At 72.8% G+C, this 18,775-nt stretch carries 16 protein-coding genes; 11 read left to right on the forward strand and 5 right to left on the reverse strand.

Annotated features, from left to right (window positions below; all coding sequences use genetic code 11):
* Positions 1–10 precede the first annotated feature (10 nt).
* The 3 genes from J3P41_RS10965 to pcrA all read left to right on the forward strand — a co-directional run bounded on the left by J3P41_RS10965 (position 11) and on the right by pcrA (position 3,311).
* The gene (locus tag J3P41_RS10965; RefSeq protein WP_210650327.1) at positions 11–466 is read left to right on the forward strand and encodes a universal stress protein; all 456 of its coding nucleotides are present in this window, start codon (positions 11–13) and stop codon (positions 464–466) included.
* Positions 467–510: 44 nt separating this feature from the next.
* On the forward strand, positions 511–864 hold the full coding sequence (locus J3P41_RS10970; protein ID WP_210650328.1) for a hypothetical protein: 354 nt from the start codon (positions 511–513) through the stop codon (positions 862–864).
* An 80-nt stretch (positions 865–944) separates the two neighbouring features.
* Positions 945–3,311 (forward strand): DNA helicase PcrA, encoded by a 2,367-nt coding sequence (pcrA, locus tag J3P41_RS10975; RefSeq protein WP_210650329.1) that lies wholly within the window; start codon positions 945–947, stop codon positions 3,309–3,311.
* 93 nt (positions 3,312–3,404) lie between these two features.
* On the opposite strand, the gene J3P41_RS19295 is transcribed toward pcrA, so the two are convergent.
* Together J3P41_RS19295 and J3P41_RS10985 are read right to left on the reverse strand one after the other, a co-directional pair.
* Positions 3,405–4,172, reverse strand: coding sequence for a M23 family metallopeptidase (locus J3P41_RS19295; protein ID WP_210650330.1), 768 nt, complete (start codon positions 4,170–4,172; stop codon positions 3,405–3,407).
* A gap of 258 nt (positions 4,173–4,430) precedes the next feature.
* On the reverse strand, positions 4,431–5,753 hold the full coding sequence (locus tag J3P41_RS10985; protein ID WP_210650331.1) for a deoxyribodipyrimidine photo-lyase: 1,323 nt from the start codon (positions 5,751–5,753) through the stop codon (positions 4,431–4,433).
* 127 nt (positions 5,754–5,880) lie between these two features.
* Between J3P41_RS10985 and sucC the strand changes: the two genes are divergently transcribed.
* Together sucC and sucD are read left to right on the forward strand one after the other, a co-directional pair.
* Positions 5,881–7,050, forward strand: a complete 1,170-nt coding sequence (gene sucC, locus J3P41_RS10990) for an ADP-forming succinate--CoA ligase subunit beta (RefSeq protein WP_210650332.1) — start codon at positions 5,881–5,883, stop codon at positions 7,048–7,050.
* A gap of 19 nt (positions 7,051–7,069) precedes the next feature.
* On the forward strand, positions 7,070–7,951 hold the full coding sequence (gene sucD, locus J3P41_RS10995) for a succinate--CoA ligase subunit alpha (protein WP_210650333.1): 882 nt from the start codon (positions 7,070–7,072) through the stop codon (positions 7,949–7,951).
* A gap of 211 nt (positions 7,952–8,162) precedes the next feature.
* Here the strand turns inward: sucD and J3P41_RS11000 are convergent, their stop codons facing one another.
* Together J3P41_RS11000 and J3P41_RS11005 are read right to left on the reverse strand one after the other, a co-directional pair.
* Positions 8,163–8,843, reverse strand: a complete 681-nt coding sequence (locus tag J3P41_RS11000; protein ID WP_210650334.1) for a hypothetical protein — start codon at positions 8,841–8,843, stop codon at positions 8,163–8,165.
* A 36-nt stretch (positions 8,844–8,879) separates the two neighbouring features.
* Positions 8,880–10,778 (reverse strand): hypothetical protein, encoded by a 1,899-nt coding sequence (locus tag J3P41_RS11005; RefSeq protein ID WP_210650335.1) that lies wholly within the window; start codon positions 10,776–10,778, stop codon positions 8,880–8,882.
* 170 nt (positions 10,779–10,948) lie between these two features.
* Here J3P41_RS11005 and J3P41_RS11010 point away from each other — a divergent pair, with 170 nt between their 5' ends.
* From J3P41_RS11010 to J3P41_RS11035, 6 genes are all read left to right on the forward strand, one after another.
* Positions 10,949–12,250 carry a DUF6350 family protein gene (locus J3P41_RS11010; protein WP_210650336.1) on the forward strand — a complete coding sequence of 434 codons (1,302 nt, stop codon included), beginning with the start codon at positions 10,949–10,951 and terminating at the stop codon, positions 12,248–12,250.
* A gap of 72 nt (positions 12,251–12,322) precedes the next feature.
* The gene (locus tag J3P41_RS11015) at positions 12,323–13,444 is read left to right on the forward strand and encodes a YibE/F family protein (protein ID WP_210650337.1); all 1,122 of its coding nucleotides are present in this window, start codon (positions 12,323–12,325) and stop codon (positions 13,442–13,444) included.
* 9 nt (positions 13,445–13,453) lie between these two features.
* Positions 13,454–14,068 (forward strand): phosphoribosylglycinamide formyltransferase, encoded by a 615-nt coding sequence (gene purN, locus J3P41_RS11020; RefSeq protein WP_210650338.1) that lies wholly within the window; start codon positions 13,454–13,456, stop codon positions 14,066–14,068.
* 101 nt (positions 14,069–14,169) lie between these two features.
* Entirely contained in the window at positions 14,170–15,750 is a 1,581-nt protein-coding gene (gene purH, locus J3P41_RS11025) for a bifunctional phosphoribosylaminoimidazolecarboxamide formyltransferase/IMP cyclohydrolase (RefSeq protein ID WP_210650339.1), read from the forward strand.
* Positions 15,751–16,370: 620 nt separating this feature from the next.
* Positions 16,371–17,219 carry a bifunctional methylenetetrahydrofolate dehydrogenase/methenyltetrahydrofolate cyclohydrolase gene (locus J3P41_RS11030; protein WP_210650340.1) on the forward strand — a complete coding sequence of 283 codons (849 nt, stop codon included), beginning with the start codon at positions 16,371–16,373 and terminating at the stop codon, positions 17,217–17,219.
* 1 nt (position 17,220) lies between these two features.
* Positions 17,221–17,586, forward strand: coding sequence for a DUF3017 domain-containing protein (locus tag J3P41_RS11035; protein ID WP_210650341.1), 366 nt, complete (start codon positions 17,221–17,223; stop codon positions 17,584–17,586).
* A gap of 89 nt (positions 17,587–17,675) precedes the next feature.
* Here the strand turns inward: J3P41_RS11035 and J3P41_RS11040 are convergent, their stop codons facing one another.
* The gene (locus J3P41_RS11040) at positions 17,676–18,662 is read right to left on the reverse strand and encodes a malate dehydrogenase (RefSeq protein ID WP_210650342.1); all 987 of its coding nucleotides are present in this window, start codon (positions 18,660–18,662) and stop codon (positions 17,676–17,678) included.
* Between the last annotated feature and the right edge of the window lie 113 nt (positions 18,663–18,775).

Here is an 18,775-nt window from a genome sequence, read left to right on the forward strand (position 1 = left end):
GAGGTCACACATGCACGTCATCGTCGCCACGGACGGCTCGCGACAGTCGCTGGCCGCGGCCAAGCACCTCAAGTCCTTCGCCGACCCCACCAAGATCACCGACGTCTCGGTGGTGGCGGTGATCCGGCCGCTGGCGTCGGTGGCGTTCGCCGACGACCTCTCCGAGGGCGAGAAGTGGCCGGCGGGATCGTTCCGGGAGGCCGCCGAGAGCGCGGTCGCCGCCATCGCCGCGGTCTTCGACGGGTGGGGACCGAAGGTCCACAAGCGGGTCCGCAGCGGCTCGGCGGCCAACGAGATCATCAAGGCCGCCAAGCAGTACGACGCCGGTCTCGTCGTCGTGGCGGCGGGTGGTCGGGGCCTCAGCGACGCCGTGCTCATCGGCAGCACCGCGCAGCGGGTCCAGCACTACGCGCCGTGCCCGGTGCTCGTCGTACGTCCCGCGCCGCGCAAGCCGCGCAAGCGCTGAGGCTGCCTGCGTCCGCCGGGCAGGCGGATCACTAGGGTGTGCGCATGGAGACCCTGCGACTGGTGCTGCTCTTCGTCCACATCCTCGGCTTCGCCGCGCTCCTCGGTGGGCTGCTCGTGCAGGTGCGCGAGGAGACCAAGGCGGTCAACCCGCTGATGCGCGACGGCATCGGCACGGCGTTCCTCGCCGGACTCCTGCTGGTCGGGGTGCTCGAGAGCCTCGGCTCGCCCGACCACGCCAAGCTCGGCGTGAAGTTCGCCATCGGGCTGGTGATCCTGGTGCTGGTCATGGCCAACATGCGCAAGCCGAGCATCCCGCAGGGCCTCTACCTCGGCCTGCTGGTGCTGACCGTCGCCAACATCGCGGTCGCGGTGTTCTGGTCGCCGGTCCACGCCTGACCCCGGCACCCGCCGCGTCCCCACAGGCGGGGGACGCGGAAGCCGGGGATGTCCCACCCGCCGCATAGGCTTGGCAGGTCATGAGTCCTAGCGCCCTGATCGACCACCCCCTGCTCGAGGGCCTCAACGAGCCCCAGCGCGCGGCCGTGACGCACGCCGGCGCGCCGCTGCTCGTCGTGGCGGGAGCGGGCTCGGGCAAGACCCGTGTCCTGACCCGGCGCATCGCGTGGCTGATCAACGAGCGCAAGGCGCACCCGGGCTCGATCCTGGCGATCACCTTCACCAACAAGGCCGCGGCCGAGATGAAGGAGCGCGTCGAGGAGCTGGTCGGCAAGCGCGCGCGCATCATGTGGGTCTCGACCTTCCACTCCGCGTGCGTGCGGATCCTGCGCAAGGAGATCGACCGCCTCGGCTTCAAGTCGAACTTCTCGATCTACGACGCCGCCGACTCCAAGCGGCTGATGACGCTGGTGTTGCGCGACCTCGAGCTCGACCCCAAGCGCTACCAGCCCAACGCCGTGCTCCACTGGGTCTCGGACCAGAAGAACGAGCTGCGCGACGCCGAGGACGCCGCCAAGGAGGCCCGCAACAGCTTCGAGGAGGCCTACGCGTCGGCCTTCACCCACTACCAGCGGCGCCTGCGCGAGGCCAACGCGCTCGACTTCGACGACCTCATCGCCACGACCGTGCACCTGCTGCAGGCGTTCCCCGACGTCCGGGAGAACTACCGCCGCCGGTTCCGCCACGTGCTCGTCGACGAGTACCAGGACACCAACCACGCGCAGTACAGCCTCATCCAGCAGCTGTGCGGGCAGTCCCTGGAGGAGCCGGCCACGCAGGAGGCCGGTGAGCGGGTCGAGCCGAGCGAGCTGATGGTCGTCGGCGACGCCGACCAGTCGATCTACGCGTTCCGCGGCGCCGACATCCGCAACATCCTCGACTTCGAGCAGGACTTCCCCGACGCCACCACGATCCTGCTCGAGCAGAACTACCGCTCCACCCAGACGATCCTCACCGCCGCCAACTCGGTCATCGGCAACAACCGCGGCCGCAAGCCCAAGCGGCTGTGGACCGACGCGGGCGCGGGGGAGCGGATCGTCGGCTACGTCTCCGACGACGAGCACGACGAGGCCCGCTTCGTCAGCGAGGAGATCGACAAGCTGACCGACGAGGCCGGCGTCCGGCCGGCCGACGTCGCGGTGTTCTACCGCACCAACGCCCAGTCGCGGGTGTTCGAGGAGGTGTTCATCCGCACCGGCCAGCCCTACAAGGTCGTCGGCGGAGTGCGCTTCTACGAGCGGCGCGAGGTCCGCGACGCCCTGGCCTACCTGCGGATGCTGGTCAACACCGCCGACGAGATCTCCCTGCGCCGGGTGCTCAACACGCCCAAGCGCGGCATCGGCGAGCGCGCGGAGGCGTGCATCGCCGCCCTCGCCGACCGCGACCGGATCACCTTCTGGGAGGCGTTGACCCGCGCGGCCGACGCCCCCGGCCTGGCCACCCGCAGCCTCAAGAACATCGAGGCGTTCGTCGCCATGGTGCAGGAGCTGCAGTCGATGGTGGAGGCCGACGAGCGGCCCGACGTCATCCTCGAGTCCGTGCTGGAGCGCTCGGGCTACCTCGCCGAGCTCGAGGCGAGCGACGACCCGCAGGACGGCACCCGCGTGGAGAACCTCGCCGAGCTCGTCGCCGTCGCCCGCGAGTTCGCCGAGGACCCGCAGCCGGGGCCCAGCGCCGATCCCGCCGACGTCGAGGCCGGCACGGTGGCGGTCGGGCTCGGCGACTTCCTCGAGCGCGTGGCGCTGGTCGCCGACGCCGACCAGATCCCCGACGCACCCGACGGCGACGACTCCGGCGTGGTCACCTTGATGACGCTCCACACCGCCAAGGGCCTGGAGTTCCCGGTCGTGTTCCTCACCGGTCTCGAGGACGGCGTGTTCCCGCACCAGCGCTCGCTCGGCGACCAGCCGGAGCTGGAGGAGGAGCGCCGCCTGGCCTACGTCGGCCTGACCCGCGCCCAGCAGCGCCTCTACGTCTCCCGCGCGCTGGTCCGCTCCGCGTGGGGCGCGCCCAGCCACAACCCCGCCAGCCGGTTCCTCGACGAGCTGCCGGTCGACCTCGTCGACTGGCGCCGTACGGCCGCCGAGCAGACGCGCTGGGGCCGCCACGACGTCACCGGCGGGTCGACCCGCCTCGGGACGCCGACCGATGCCGGGCGCCGCAACTTCAGCTCGGCGGCGCTGCGGGCCGACGCGGCCGCCAAGGCCAAGCCGGCGCGCGAGATCCCGAGCCTGGCACCGGGGGACCGGGTCGTGCACGACTCGTTCGGGATGGGCACGGTCGTGGCTGTCGACGGCGTGGCGGAGAAGTCGGTCGCCTCGATCGACTTCGGCTCCGAGGGCGTCAAGCGGCTGCTGCTGCGCTACGCCCCGGTCGAGAAGCTCTAGCTGCCGTACGTCATGGGGATCGCCGGTGCGAACCAGGGGATCCCATGACGTCCCGGTGACCGGTCAGGGCAGGCCACGCTGGGCCAGGCCAGGTCAGGGGACGATGCCGTGCTCGACGAACGCCTGGAACGGGTCGACCGGGTCGCCGCCGCCCGGGCGCACCTCGAGGTGCAGGTGCGAGCCGGTGACGTTGCCGGTGGCGCCGACGGTCCCGATGACCTCGCCGCCGTTGACGCGGTCGCCGACGGAGACGTGGATGGAGGTCTGGTGGCAGTACCAGATCTCGGTGCCGTCATCGAGGGTGACGACGGTCTTGTTGCCGTAGGCGCCGTCGTAGCCGGTCTCGGTGACGGTGCCGTTGGCCACGGAGAAGATCGAGTCGCCGCTGTTGGCGTTGAAGTCCAGGCCGGTGTGATAGCTGGCCCAGAGGCCGTACTGGCCGAAGGTGGCGGTGATGCCGTAGCTGGCGAGGGGGAGAACCCACTTGTTCTCCTTGATCTTCGCCGCCTGCTTCTCCGCGGCCTGGCGGACCTCGGCCAGCGCGGCGGCGCGCTCGGCCATCTGCTTCTCGGCGAGCGCGACCAGCTCGGGGTCGACCTCCTCGCCGACGGGGGCGCGGGTGTGGTCGCGGCTCACCACGGCGCCGCGGCGCGCGAGCGCCTGACCGGCGACGGACCCGAGCGCGTTGGACGCCTCGAGCGAGGCGCTGGTGTTGGCGAGTGCCGTGGCCCCGGCACCGGAGGCGGTGACGGCTCCACCAGCGGAGACGGCGAGGACGGCGACCCCGGCCACGAGGGGCAGGGACGGCATGCGGAGGGACGCGCGCCGAGGCGGCGTGGTGGCACGTCGCTTGCCGGTCACGGGTGCAGCCGATGCCGAGGTGCGTCGCCGAGGAGCGCGCTCCGCTCGGTGGTTGCCCATAGGGGTGATTACCAATCTGCCGGGTTCGGGGGTTGAGGTCGGCAAGACCGCGCACGACTGTAACGGAAAGATCACGAGGAAGTGCAACCCTCGATCAAATTCGTTGCCACAGCCCCGTCGATGACCGGTTTCCGGACGAGGAGGGCGCGACAGGTGTCGGCGCGGCCGTCGAGACGGCTCGTCAGGGCCCGGTCGCGCTCACCCGCGAGCGGCCTCGTAGCGGCGCAGCGCCTCGGCGCGCTCCTGCGCGTGGTCGACGATCCGCGTCGGATAGCCGCGCTCGTAGCCGACCGCGGACTTCCACGGCTCGTGTGCCGCCTTGCCCGGCAGGTGGGCCAGCTCGGGCACCCACCGCCGCACGTAGTCCCCCTGCGGATCGAACTTCAGCCCCTGGGTGACCGGGTTGAAGACCCGGAAGTACGGCGAGGGGTCGGTGCCGGTGCCCGCCACCCACTGCCAGCCGTGGTTGTTCGACGCCACGTCGCCGTCGATCAGCAGGTCGAGGAAGTGCCGCGCGCCGGAGGTCCAGTAGACGTGCAGGTCCTTGGTGAGGAAGGAGGCGGTGATCATCCGCACCCGGTTGTGCATCCACCCGACGCTCGCCAGCTGGCGCATCCCGGCGTCCACCATCGGGTAGCCGGTGACGCCCCGGCGCCAGGCCTCGAAGGTGTCGCCCGGCTCGTCGTACGCCATGGCCGCGAGCGCCGGCTTGAGGTCGGTCCACGCCGAGGCAGGCGCGTGCCAGAGCACGTCGGCGTAGAACTCGCGCCACGCGAGCTCGTTCGCGTACGTCGACCGGGTGTCGACCGACGCCAGCAGCGAGCGCGGGTGCAGCACCCCGAGGTGGAGGTAGGGGGACAGGCGTGAGGTGCCGTCGTGGTCGGGGCGGTTGCGCTCGGTCTCGTACGTGCGCAGCCCCGTCTCGGTGAACGCCTCCCAGCGCCGCCACGCCGCGTCCTCGCCGGCGTCGGGCATGTCGACGGGCGGGGAGGCGGCCGCCTCCTCGAGCAGGCGCAGCGCCCGGTGCTCGGAGTCGGCCGGCTCGATGACGACGGAGCCGGGCGCGGGGTCGGGTGCGGGGGCGGGCGCGGACCAGCCGTGCTCGCGCCAGGCCCGGGCGAAGCTGCTGAACACCTGGTAGGGGTCGCCGGCGCCGTTGCGGACCAGCCCCGGCCCCACGGCGTACGGCGAGCCGGTCGCGACCAGCTCCACCCGCTCGCCGACCGCCTCGTCGCGACGGCGGCCGTACGGCGTGGTCTCGGCCGACACGTGCACGCGCCGGCCCGCCGCGACCTCGGGCACCACGTCCCGCGGGTCACCGAGGCGGACGGTCAGCGGGATCCGCTCGGCGAGGTCGAGCACCGTCGCCGCGAGCCAGGCACGTCGCGACGGTCCCGCACCGGACCACAGGGCCGGGTCGACGACGAAGAGGGCCGTCACCGGTCCCTCCTCCAGCGCGGCGAGGAGCGCCGGGTTGTCCCGCAGGCGCAGGTCCCGTCGGAACCACATCACCGAGGACATGACCCCAACGTAGCCGCGGGTGACGACCGCCACCCGCACCCGACCTCGTGCCTGCCACCCGACAGGGCTAGTGTGCCGAGAGGAAAATTCCCGGACTGTAGCGCACACGAGAAGGACTGGGTACGTCGTGGACCTGATGGAGTTTCAGGCGAAGGAGCTCTTCGCCAAGCATGGAGTAGCGACCACCCTCGGTGTGGTCGCTGAGACCCCGGAGGCCGCACGTGCCGCGGCTGAGGAGATGGGCGGGGTCACCGTCGTCAAGGCCCAGGTCAAGGCCGGCGGCCGGGGCAAGGCCGGCGGCGTCAAGATCGCCAAGACCGCCGACGAGGCCGAGTCCTACGCCCGCGACATCATCGGCATGGAGATCAAGGGCCTGCGCGTCAACCGCGTCCTGGTCACGCCGGCCACCCCGCCGGTGGAGGAGTACTACTTCTCCTTCCTGCTCGACCGCTCGAACCGCTCGCACCTGTGCATCGCCTCGGTCGAGGGCGGCGTGGAGATCGAGGAGGTCGCCAAGACCAACCCCGATGCGGTGAAGAAGATCCGCGTCGACGCCATCGAGGGCGTCACGCCCGAGAAGGCCGCTGCGATCGTCGACGAGGCCAAGTTCCCCGCCGAGCTGCGCGACCAGGCCATCGAGATGGTCCAGAAGCTGTGGCAGGTCTACGTCGAGGAGGACGCCACCCTCGTCGAGGTCAACCCGCTGGCCCGCCTCGAGGGCGACAAGCTCGAGGCGCTCGACGGCAAGGTCTCCCTCGACGACAACGCCTCCGAGGTGCGCCACCCCGAGCACGAGCAGTTCGAGATCCGCGAGGAGGCCGACCCGCTCGAGGCGAAGGCCAAGGACAAGGGCCTCAACTACGTCAAGCTCGACGGCCAGGTCGGCATCATCGGCAACGGCGCGGGCCTGGTCATGAGCACCCTCGACGTCGTCGCGTACGCCGGCGAGGCGCACGGCGGGGTCAAGCCCGCCAACTTCCTCGACATCGGCGGCGGCGCCAACGCGCAGGTGATGGCCGACGGCCTCGACGTGATCCTCAACGACGAGCAGGTCAAGAGCGTCTTCGTCAACGTCTTCGGCGGCATCACCGCGTGCGACGAGGTCGCCAACGGCATCAAGGGTGCCCTCGAGATCCTCGGCGACAGCGCCACCAAGCCGCTCGTGGTGCGCCTCGACGGCAACAACGTCGAGAAGGGCCGCGCGATCCTCGACGAGCTCAACCACCCGCTGGTCACCCAGGTCGACACGATGGACGGCGCCGCCGACAAGGCCGCCGAGCTCGCCCACCAGGCCTGAGAGAGAGAAAACAGAAGCCATGTCTATCTACCTGAACCGCGACTCCAAGATCATCGTCCAGGGCATGACCGGTGGGATGGGTGCCAAGCACACGACCCTCATGGTCGAGTCCGGTGCCAACATCGTGGGCGGCGTCAACGCCCGCAAGGCCGGCACCACCGTCGAGCTCGGCGGCAAGGAGCTGCCCGTCTTCGGCACCGTCGAGGAGGCGATGAAGGAGACCGGCGCCAACGTCTCGGTCGCCTTCGTGCCGCCCGCCTTCACCAAGGACGCCTGCATCGAGGCGATCGACGCCGAGATCCCGCTGCTCGTCGTCATCACCGAGGGCGTGCCGGTCCTCGACACCGCCGAGGTGGTGGCCTACCTCGAGGGCAAGTCCACCCGCATGATCGGGCCCAACTGCCCGGGCATCATCACGCCGGAGGAGTCGCTGGCCGGCATCACCCCGCACACCATCGCGGGCAAGGGCCCCGTCGGCCTGGTGTCGAAGTCCGGCACGCTGACCTACCAGATGATGTACGAGCTGAAGGACTTCGGCTTCACCACCGCCATCGGCATCGGCGGCGACCCGATCATCGGCACCACGCACATCGACGCGCTCGAGGCCTTCGAGAACGACCCGGAGACCAAGGCGATCGTGATGATCGGCGAGATCGGCGGCGACGCCGAGGAGCGTGCCGCGGCGTACATCAAGGAGCACGTCACCAAGCCGGTCGTCGGCTACGTCGCCGGCTTCACGGCGCCCGAGGGCAAGACCATGGGCCACGCCGGCGCGATCGTCTCCGGCTCGTCCGGCACCGCGCAGGCCAAGAAGGAGGCCCTCGAGGCCGCCGGCGTCAAGGTCGGCAAGACGCCCTCCGAGACCGCGGCCCTGATGCGCGAGGTCCTTCAGGGTCTCTGAGCCCCGTCGCTCTCCGCGCTCTCGAGACGGCCCCGCAGGTCATCCTGCGGGGCCGTCCGCGCGTGGTGGAGCTCCGGCCGCCTGACCGTCCACAGCACCCGCCAGAGCATGTGGGCCCCCAGCAGGCGCACCGGCGCGACCGCCGAGATCCGCCGCGGCGAAGGCAGCGTCGGACAGGCCGAGCTGGTGAGCGTCGAGGGAATGGACACCCCTAGCACCCCGTTTCCGTGAACGCGCACATCGCTGGAGCGATCTCCGCCGTGGTGGCGGTGACCTCGTCGGCCTGGGCGTCCAGCGACGCGAGCGTGCCCTCACCGTACGTGTGCACCAGCAGCGTGGCAGAGCCGATCGCGGTGACCTGGAAGATCGCGCTGCCGGGCCCTTGGTCGAAGGTCAGGCCCACGGTGACGGTGTCGTGGCCGGTGTCGCGCTCGAGCGGCGTCCACACCTGGGTCTCGGAGGTGCGGCACGAGGCCGCGGCTTCGCGCACCGCCTCCACGGCCGCCGTCGCTGCCGCCGCGTCACGATGGACCAGGAGCTCGCGGGCATCGGCGTACTCCGGCCCGATCGCCGTGGTGACGAGGCGGCGGATCGCGGGGGCGGACGCATCGCTGTGCGGCCACACCACCCGCCCGCAGACCTCCACCTCACCCACGCCGTCGCCGTCCGCCGACGGCGGGCTGACCTCGACGTCGCCGCCGTCCTCGACCATCCCGGCCGCGAGCGGGAAGTCGGCGGGGGTCGCCGTGCTGTCCGGCGACGGGGTCGCCGTGCTGTCCGGCGACGGGGTCGCCGTGCCGGCGACGGGGACGGGTGACTCCTCGCTGCCGCACCCGGCCAGCGCCACGGCGCAGGCCAGGGCCACGGCAGGTGCCAGTGTCGGAAGCCTCATGACTGCTAAGACCCGCTGGGGGGCCGAAAGGTTGCGTCAGTCGCGCGAATCGAGCGCGCGCAGCCGTTCGAGGACCCGGCGCGACAGCGCGACGAAGTCGGCGCGGCTCATCGTCATGTCGCGGTCCGGGGCGAAGCCGAGCTGGGAGACCGCCGTCCCGTCGCGCACGATCGCCATGAGGAAGGGGAAGGACTGCCGGTCGTTGAGCTCCATGGACAGCGCCCAGGCGCTCAGGTCGGTGCCGTCCGACGACGAGGACGCCAGGGGGGTCACGGTGGTGCCGAGGTTCGCCTGGCCGCACTCGCGGATGCGGCTGCGGACCTGCTCGACGAAGCTGCGCGCCCGGCCGGGCGACATCGACCCGACGGTCTGGGTCAGGCCGAGCTGCGAGGCGTTCGGCGTCTCCGGGAACAAGAAGGTGCGCGTCAGCGGTCGCCGGATGCCCTCGCCGACGAACGTGGTGCGGTCGCACCGCGTCGCCGCGTAGTTGTTGCGGGCCCGCTCCGGCTCGGTGCCGACCCACGGACCGCGGACGGCGGCGACGGGCGGCAGGTCGACGACCGACAGGAGTCCGGGCGGCGTACCGACGTCGAGCGGCGGGCTGGTCGACGCCCGAGCGCGACCCGCGCAGGTCGCCGCACCCTCGGATCCGCACAGCGCGTTGACGGCCGCCGCCAACCCGGTCAGCGAGCTCCGGTCGCTGACGGGACGGCCCTGGCTGCGGACCACGGTGGTCACCACCAGGCTGCCGGTGCGGGCCACCCCGACCGTGACCGTCGCCGGCTGCCGACCCCACGAGCGCAGCCGGAACGTGCGGGCCTGGTCGCCCACGCGCTTGACGGTGCGGGTGGCCACGAGCTGGGTGCGCGGGTCGGCGCAGCCGGCGAACCACATCGAGGCGGTCTCGAAGCCCCGCGCCGCCTGCTGGTCGTTGCGCGACAGCTCCACCATCTGCACCGCGGTGGACTCCACCCGGCGCATCCTGCGCTCGCGGCGGTCGCCCTGCCTGCCGCCGGTGTTGCCGCGTGCGACGGTGCGGCTGGTCGACCCCTCCCAGGTGCGGGCCAGAGCGGTGACGCCGTCGGGGTCGGCGAAGCGCTCGCGCTGGCAGGGGGCGAGCAGCCCGTCGCCGCCCAGGTTGTCGGTCGTGGCGGTCTCGCGCCAGTCGAGACCCGCGCCGAAGCGTGACATCTGCGCGGGGGAGAGCAGCGCCGACTCGGTGATCAGCTCCTCGCCGGAGGCGGTCGGGGCCGGCGCGTGCACGGTGACACCGGTGACCGCCTTCTCCTCGCTCAGGCTGGCGGTCTCGGCGCCGGCCCCCGTGGCCACGAGGGAGCCGGAGGCCACCAGCGCCGCCGTGGCGACCGCGGCGCCGATGGCGGTGTGTGTACGCCGCCGCGCGGCGCCGGAGCGGCGGACCACCGTGGCCCGAGGCCAGCGGATGGACTCCAGCGGTGCCGCGAGGTCGCGGAGCAGGCGCGGGATCTCGGTGCTGGGCAGGTCGCGGTGGAGTGAGAACTGGGCGCTGGCGAGCTGCAGCTCCCGCTCGGCATCGGAGCGCGGCAGTCCCACGGCGCGGCCGATGTCGGTCAGCGACAGCGCGGACAGGCCGTTGAGCACCAGCAGCTCGCGCTGCCGGGCGGGAAGCTTGGCCAGCGCGTCGAGGGTGGCGCGCACCTCCGGGTCCAGCGACTTGTCGCGGTGCCAGATGCGCGCGGTGTGCCGGCGCCGGGCCCGGCCGAGGGCGAGCGGGCGGACGTAGGCGTCGCGGTCCTCGAGCACGCCGACCTTGCGCCAGTGGTGCCAGGCGATCACGAAGGCGTCCCGCACGGCCGCCCGGGCTGCGGGCGCGTCGCCGGTGAGCGCGTAGGCCTCGTGCAGGAGTCGCGCGCGCGTCTCGACGTAGTAGGCGTCGAAGGTCTCCGGGCTCCTCATGACCGCTCCACGGTACGGGAGCGCGCAACGCCGCGCACATCGTCCTCGTCCGGGCGCCACGGGTGCGTACGCCGGTGCGGGGAGGCTCGATCGGAGGCTGATGGGAGGCGCCACGGGAGGCGGCGTGGGAGCGTGATCCCGCGCGCGGGGCGGGTGATGATGGGGCGGCCATGACGTCGCTGCTCACCCGCCCCGACACCGTCCGGGCCGATGCTGCCCGGCCGCGACCGCTGGTGCTGATCGCCACGCTCGGCGGCGCCCTCGCCGCCCTGGGACCGCTCGTGGTGCTGCTGGCGGTGGGCGTGGTCGGCTGGTTCGTCGCGGACGCCGGCGTGCACGGCGTACCTCGAGACGGCATGCGCGCGGGCGCCCTCGCCTGGCTGGTCGGGCACGGCTCGGGCGTCACCGTGGAGGGGGTGCGCATCACCGTCGTGCCGCTGGGCATCACCGCGGTCGCGGCGTGGTCGATGTGGCGTCTGGGCCACCGCGTCGGCGACGCGGTGTCGGGCCACGGTCCCGACGCCGACCGCATCTCCGACGGTGAGCGCGACCTCACCGTGCCCACCGCGGTCCTGCTCTTCCTGTCCGGCTACGCGGTGGTGGCCGTCGTCGTCGCCGCGCTGGCCGCCGGGACCTCCGCCGACCCGTCCGTGCCGCGCGTCCTGGCCTGGACGATCGCCATGACGGCGCTCGTGGCGGCACCGGCGATCGCCGTCGGCTCGGGCCGTGCCGCGATCTGGGCGGCCCTCGTGCCGGCGACCCTGCGCTCCGCGGCGAGCGTCGCCGCGAGGCTGCTCGGCACCTTCCTGGCGGTCTCCGCGCTCGTGTTCGTCGTGGCGCTGGGGCTCTCCTTCGACGACGCCGCCACCATGACCTCACAGCTGCACCCGAGCGCGGCCGAGGCCGGCTACTTCGCGCTGCTCAACACGGCGTTCGTGCCCAACGCCGCCGTCTTCAGCGGCTCGTGGCTCCTCGGCCCGGGCTTCGCCGTCGGCGGGGCCACGGTCGTCTCGCCCAGCGCGGTCGTGCTCGGACCGCTGCCGGTCGTGCCCCTGCTGGCGGCGCTGCCGGCCCCCGGCACGCCGGCGGGCTGGGTCGGCGCCCTGATGCTCCTGCCGCCGCTGGTGGCCGCGGTCGCGGCGTTCCGAGCGCTGCGCGGACGCGCCCTGAGCTGGGACCAGCTCGCCCTGGCCGGGTGCGGCGGCGGGATCGCGGCCGGTGTGGGCTTCGCCGTGCTCGCCTCGCTCTCCGGTGGGGCCGCGGGCCCCGGCCGGATGCGCTTCGTCGGTCCCTTCCACCCCGACGTGCTGGTGCACGCGGTCACCGCCTGCGGCCTCGGTGCGCTGCTCGGGGCGAGCGTGCTGGCGGTGCCGGCGTGGCGCGCCGCCCGCGCGGCGTCCGGCCCAGCCCCCGAGTCGGCCTCCGAGCCGGGCACCGACCCGATCCACGACCCGTCTGCGGCCGGGGACTGACGAGTGGGAGCTGGCCACAGCCACGGCGAGCGCCCCTCCCTGGGGCCCGCGCCGCGGCACATCCGGGTGCTGATGGCACTCCTCGTCGTCCCGCTCGTCCTCGCGACCGTCGTGGGCGTCGCGGTCCTCTGGCCCGACGGCGACCTCGAGATCTCCGGACCGGGAGTCGACGTACAGCGCGGGACGGCGCACGTGCTCGACATCGGGGAGTGCCGGCAGGACCGCCCGGGGTGCCGGTCGGCCCGGGTCGACCTGCTGAGCGGTCCGGGGGCGCCCGGTGAGGCCGAGGCGCTGCTGCCCTACGGCGAGCGGGCGCCCGAGGTCGTGCCCGGCGACCGGATCATCGTCTCCTACGCCGAGCAGGCGCCGGAGGGGGAGCAGTACGCCTTCCAGGACTTCGATCGCGGCCCGCCTCTGCTCGCCCTGACGGTGATCTTCGCGCTCGGCGTGCTCGCACTCTCCCGCTGGCGCGGCATCGGCGCGCTGGCCGGCCTGGCCTACTCCCTGGTGCTCATCGCGGTGTTCACGCTGCCGGCGATCATGGAGGGCTCGCCGCCGCTGGCGGTCGCGGTGGTCACCGCCGCGGCGATCATGCTGGTCACGCTCTACCTGTCCCATGGCTTCGACCTGCGCTCGAGCGTCGCGATGCTCGGCACGCTGATCGCGCTGGTGGTCATCGGCGGGATCGGCTGGGTCTTCACGACCGTCGGGCACTTCACCGGACTGGTCGACGAGGGCAGCCAGTACATCTCCGGCATCGCCACCCAGGTCGACCTCCGTGGCCTGCTGCTGGCGGGACTGGTGATCGGCGCGCTCGGCGTCCTCGACGACGTCACGGTCACCCAGACGTGGGCGGTGTGGGAGCTCGCCGACGTCGATCCCGACGCCACCGCGCGGTCGCTGTTCGTGCGCGCCATGCGGATCGGGCGCTCCCACGTCGCGTCGACGGTCAACACGCTCGTGCTGGCCTACGTCGGGGCCACGCTGCCGCTGATGCTGGTCTTCTCCGCGCTCTCGCTGCCGTTCGGCATCGCGGTCAGCCAGGAGGTGGTCGCCCAGGAGGTCGTCCGCGGCCTGGTCGGCGGGCTGGGGATCATCGCCGCCGTGCCGGTGACCACAGGGATCGCCGCGCTGGTCGCCGGCCGCCTGGTCCGCGAGCGGACCACGGCACCGGAGCCCTCGCACCGCGCCTAGAGTGAGCGCGTGCAGCCCGCCCGCCTCGTCGTCCTCGTCTCCGGTTCCGGCACCAACCTGCAGGCCCTGATCGACGCCTGCGCCGACCCGGCGTACGGCGCCCGCGTGGTCGCCGTGGGCGCCGACCGCGACGGCATCGAGGGCCTCGCCCGCGCCGAGCGGGCCGGGATCCCGACCTTCAGCCGGTCGGTCACGGACTTCGAGACCCGTGAGGGCTGGGACGAGTCCCTCGCGACCGTCGTCGAGCGATTCGAGCCCGACGTCGTGGTCTCGGCGGGCTTCATGAAGCTGCTCTCGGCGCGCTTCCTGGACCGGTTCCTGACCCTCAACACCCACCCGGCGCTGTGCCCGGCCTTCCCCGGCATGCACGGCCCGCGCGACGCGCTCGCGTACGGCGTCAAGGTCACCGGCGCGACCCTCTTCGTGGTGGACGCCGGCGTCGACACCGGCCCGATCGTCGCCCAGGTGCCGGTCGAGGTCCACGAGGGCGACGACGTCGAGTCGCTGCACGAGCGGATCAAGACCGCCGAGCGCGCCATGCTCGTCGACGCGGTCGGTCGCATCGCCCGCGAGGGCATCACGGTGGAGGGGCGCCGGGTTCGCATCGGCGCCGCCGCTCGGTAGGCTGCCACCACACGACTGGCGCAGGTGGGCCACCACCGGGGAGTGACGCGCGGGAGCATCGAACGCCTGGGTGCCCCGACTCGAACCGACCGAGGAGTCCCGTGTCCCCCGAAGCTGTTGAGGCCCGCATCCCGATCCGCCGCGCGCTGGTGTCCGTCTACGACAAGGCCGGTCTCGACGACCTGGTCCGAGGCCTGCACGAGGCCGGCGTCGAGCTGGTCTCCACCGGCGGCTCGGCCGCCCTCATCGAGTCGCTGGGGCTGCCGGTCACGCGGGTGGAGGACCTCACCGGCTTCCCCGAGTGCCTCGACGGCCGCGTCAAGACGCTGCACCCCCGCGTGCACGCCGGGATCCTGGCCGACCGCCGCCTGGACTCCCACGTCGCCCAGCTCGAGGAGCTCGGCGTCGAGCCGTTCGACCTCGTGGTGAGCAACCTCTACCCGTTCACGCAGACGGTCGCCTCGGGCGCGAGCCCCGACGAGTGCGTCGAGCAGATCGACATCGGCGGCCCCTCGATGGTGCGTGCCGCCGCCAAGAACCACCCGAGCGTCGCCATCGTCACCTCGCCCGCGTCGTACGACGACGTGCTGGCCGCCGTCGCGGCCGGGGGGTTCACCCTCGCCGAGCGGCAGCGCCTGGCCGCCGAGGCGTTCGTGCACACCGCGACCTACGACGTCCACGTCGCCTCCTGGATGGGCAACGTCCTGACCGACACCAGCGAGGGCTCCGGCTTCCCGGCCTGGATCGGCGCCACCTGGGACAAGCAGGCGGTGCTCCGCTACGGCGAGAACCCCCACCAGGGCGCCGCGCTGTACGCCAACGGCTTCCTGCCCGAGGGCCCCGGCCTGGCTCAGGCCACGCAGCACCACGGCAAGGAGATGTCCTACAACAACTACGTCGACGCCGACGCGGCGCGCCGGGCGGCGTACGACTTCGACGAGCCGGCGGTGGCGATCATCAAGCACGCCAACCCGTGCGGCATCGCGGTGGGGGACGACGTCGCCGCCGCGCACCGCAAGGCCCACGAGTGCGACCCGGTCAGCGCGTTCGGAGGCGTGATCGCCACGAACGTGCCCGTCTCGGTGGCGATGGCCGAGCAGGTCGCCGAGATCTTCACCGAGGTGATCGTCGCCCCCGGCTACGAGGACGGTGCGATCGAGGCGCTGCGCGCCAAGAAGAACATCCGCGTCCTGGAGTGCCCGCCGCTGGCGCGCGGGGGTGCCGAGACGCGGTCGATCTCCGGCGGCCTGCTCCTGCAGCAGCGCGACGTCCTCTCCGCGGAGGGCGACGACCCGGCCACGTGGACCCTCGCCACCGGCGCCGCCGCCTCGCCCGAGGTCCTGGCCGACCTCGCCTTCGCCTGGCGCGCCTGCCGCGCGGTGAAGTCCAACGCGATCCTGCTGGCCGCCGACGGCGCCTCCGTCGGCGTCGGCATGGGCCAGGTCAACCGCGTCGACTCCTGCCGGCTCGCGGTGGAACGGGCGGGGGAGCGGGCGGCCAGCGCCGTCGCGGCCTCGGACGCGTTCTTCCCGTTCGCGGACGGTCCGCAGATCCTCATCGACGCCGGCGTGCGGGCGATCGTGCAGCCGGGCGGCTCCGTGCGCGACGCCGAGGTCGTCGCCGCGTGCGAGGCGGCGGGCGTGACGATGTACCTCACCGGCACGCGGCACTTCTTCCACTGATCGCGGGCGGCTGGCGGGGGTACGCCGGTCGTACGTTCAGCGGTGGCCCAGCCACATGCGGGCGCTGCGTGATGTGGCTGGCGCACCGCTGGGGCGGGCGACCCCGCGCGCGTCGTACGCCGAGCGGTGGCCCAGCCACATCCCGGCGCTGCGTGAGGTGGCTGGCGCACCGCCGGTGCAGGCGACACCCCTGCACTCGTACGCCGAGCGGTGGCTCAGCCACATGCGGGCTCTGCGTGATGTGGCTGGCGCACCGCCGGCGCGTGGGTACCCCCGCTCGTACGCCCAGCGGTGCCCCAGCCACATCCGGCCTTCGCGCGATGTGGCTGGCGCACCGCCGACGCGGGCACACCCGCACGTCGTACGCCGAGCGGTGGCTCAGCCACATCCGGGCGCTGCGTGATGTGGCTGACAAACCGCCGGCGCGGGCGACACCCGCGCGTCGTACGCCGAGCGGTGGCTCAGCCACATCCGGGCGCTGCGTGAGGTGGCTGGCGCACCGCCGGCGCGGGCGACACCCGCGCGTGGTACGCCGAGCGGTGCCCCAGCCACATCCGGCCCCCGCGAGATGTGGCTGGCGCACCGCCGGCGCGTGGAGGCGTGGCCCTAGACTGCCCGGCGTGACGGCACAGACCCTCGACGGGGCAGCAACCCTGCGGACCATCAAGGCGGAGCTGGCGGAGCGCGTTGCCGCGCTTCGGGAGCAGGGGGTCACCCCCGGGCTCGGCACGGTGCTGGTCGGCGACGACCCCGGCTCGCACTGGTACGTCGGCGCCAAGCACAAGGACTGCGCGGAGATCGGCATCACCTCGATCCGGCGCGACCTGCCGGCCACGGCCGACCAGGCCGAGGTGGAGGCCGTCATCGACGAGCTCAACGCCGACGACGCCTGCACCGGCTTCATCGTGCAGCAGCCCACCGGCCTCGACGAGTTCGCGCTGCTCTCGCGCGTCGACCCCGACAAGGACGTCGACGGACTGCACCCCACCAACCTCGGCAAGCTGGTCCTCGGCGAGGCCGGGCCGCTGCCGTGCACCCCCGTCGGTGCCATCGAGCTGCTGCGCCGCCACGGCGTCCAGATCGCCGGGGCGGAGGTCGTCGTCGTCGGCCGCGGCCTCACGGTCGGCCGGCCGCTCGGCCTGCTCCTGACGCGGCGCTCGGAGAACGCGACCGTCACGCTGTGCCACACCGGCACCGTCGATCTCGCTGCGCACGTGCGCAACGCCGACATCGTCGTGGCCGCGGCCGGGGTGCCGGGGATCATCACCGCCGACATGGTCAAGCCGGGCGCCGCGGTGCTCGACGTCGGCGTCTCCCGCGTCGACGGCAAGGTCACCGGCGACGTGCACCCCGACGTGTGGGACGTGGCGGGCTGGGTCTCGCCCAACCCCAAGGGCGTCGGCCCGATGACGCGCGCGATGCTGCTGACCAACATCGTCGAGATCGCCGAGAAGTCCGTCCGGTCCTGAGATGACCGAGCCGGACCGCCCTGACCACATCGAGCCGCCCGAGTCGGTCGCGCCGACCTCGGCCGAGCCGGTGGACCCGGACGAGCCCCGGCGCTACCCGTCCACGATCGGCGGCACGTTCTACCTGCTCGTGCTCGGTGCCGTCGCGGTCGCGATGGTCCTCGTCGCCGTCGGCGAGTGGCGCCCAGGCATCCGGCTGATGGGCGGCTCGCTGATCTTCGCCGCCCTCCTGCGCCTGCTGCTGAGGAGTCGCGACGCAGGGATGCTGGCGGTGCGCCACAAGCTGCTCGACGCGGCCATCCTCATCGCGTTGGGCGGGTCGCTGGTGTTCCTCGCCGGCTCCATCCCGGACCAGCCAGGCCTGTGACCGTCCCCTGAACGCAGGAACGGTGCGTACGGCAGGACCGGGGCGTCCCGGACCCGCCGCACGCACCGTCCGGTGCTGCGGAGCAGGGCTCAGATGAGCCCGAGCTCGGTGACGGCCTGACGCTCGTCGGCGAGCTCCGCGGTGGAGGCGTCGATGCGGGCGCGGGAGAAGTCGTCGATGTCCAGCCCCTCGACGATCGACCAGTCACCACCGGACGTGGTGACCGGGAACGACGACACGAGGCCCTCGGGCACGCCGTACTCCCCGCGGGACACGACCGCCATCGACACCCAGTCGTCCGGCGCCGAGCCGTAGAGCCAGTCGCGGGCGGCGTCGATGGTGGCGGACGCGGCCGAGGCGGCCGAGGACGAGCCGCGGGCGTCGATGATCGCGGCACCGCGCTTGGCGACGGTCGGGATGAACGTGTTCTCGAGCCAGTCCTGGTCGCCGACCAGCTCGGCGGCGTTCTGGCCGTTGACCTCCGCGTGGAACAGGTCGGGGTACTGCGTGGCCGAGTGGTTGCCCCAGATGGTCATCTTCTTGATGTCGGTGACCTTGGCCCCGGTCTTGGTCGCGAGCTGCGAGATCGCGCGGTTGTGGTCGAGGCGGGTGAGCGCCGAGAACCGCTCGCGCGGGATGTCGGGGGCGTTGCTCATCGCGATGAGGGCGTTGGTGTTGGCCGGGTTGCCGGTCACGCCGATGCGCACGTCGTCGGCCGCGACCGCGTTGAGGGCCTTGCCCTGGGCGGTGAAGATGGCGCCGTTGGCGGAGAGCAGGTCCCCACGCTCCATGCCGGGGCCGCGGGGGCGGGCACCGACCAGCAGGGCCAGGTTGACCCCGTCGAAGATCTTCTCGGCGTCCGCGCCGATCTCGACGCCGGCGAGGCCGGGGAACGCGCAGTCGTCGAGCTCCATGACGACGCCCTCGAGCGCCTTGAGGGCGGGCTCGATCTCGAGCAGGCGCAGCTCGATGGGCCGGTCCGCGGTCAGCGCACCGCTGGCGAGGCGGAAGAGCAGGCTGTAGCCGATCTGGCCGGCGGCGCCGGTGACGGCGACCTTGAGCGGTTCGGAGGTCACGGTGGTACTCCTCGTGGGTGTGCGTGGATGAGCGTGAGGGGTGCAGCCTTGCTGACGCTAGCAGCGCCGGTTCCCGCGCCGGACCCGTGGTGGCGGCTGGCATGCTGGCGCCC

The organism is Nocardioides sp. SYSU D00065, assembly GCF_017916425.1.
GTDB lineage: Bacteria > Actinomycetota > Actinomycetes > Propionibacteriales > Nocardioidaceae > Nocardioides.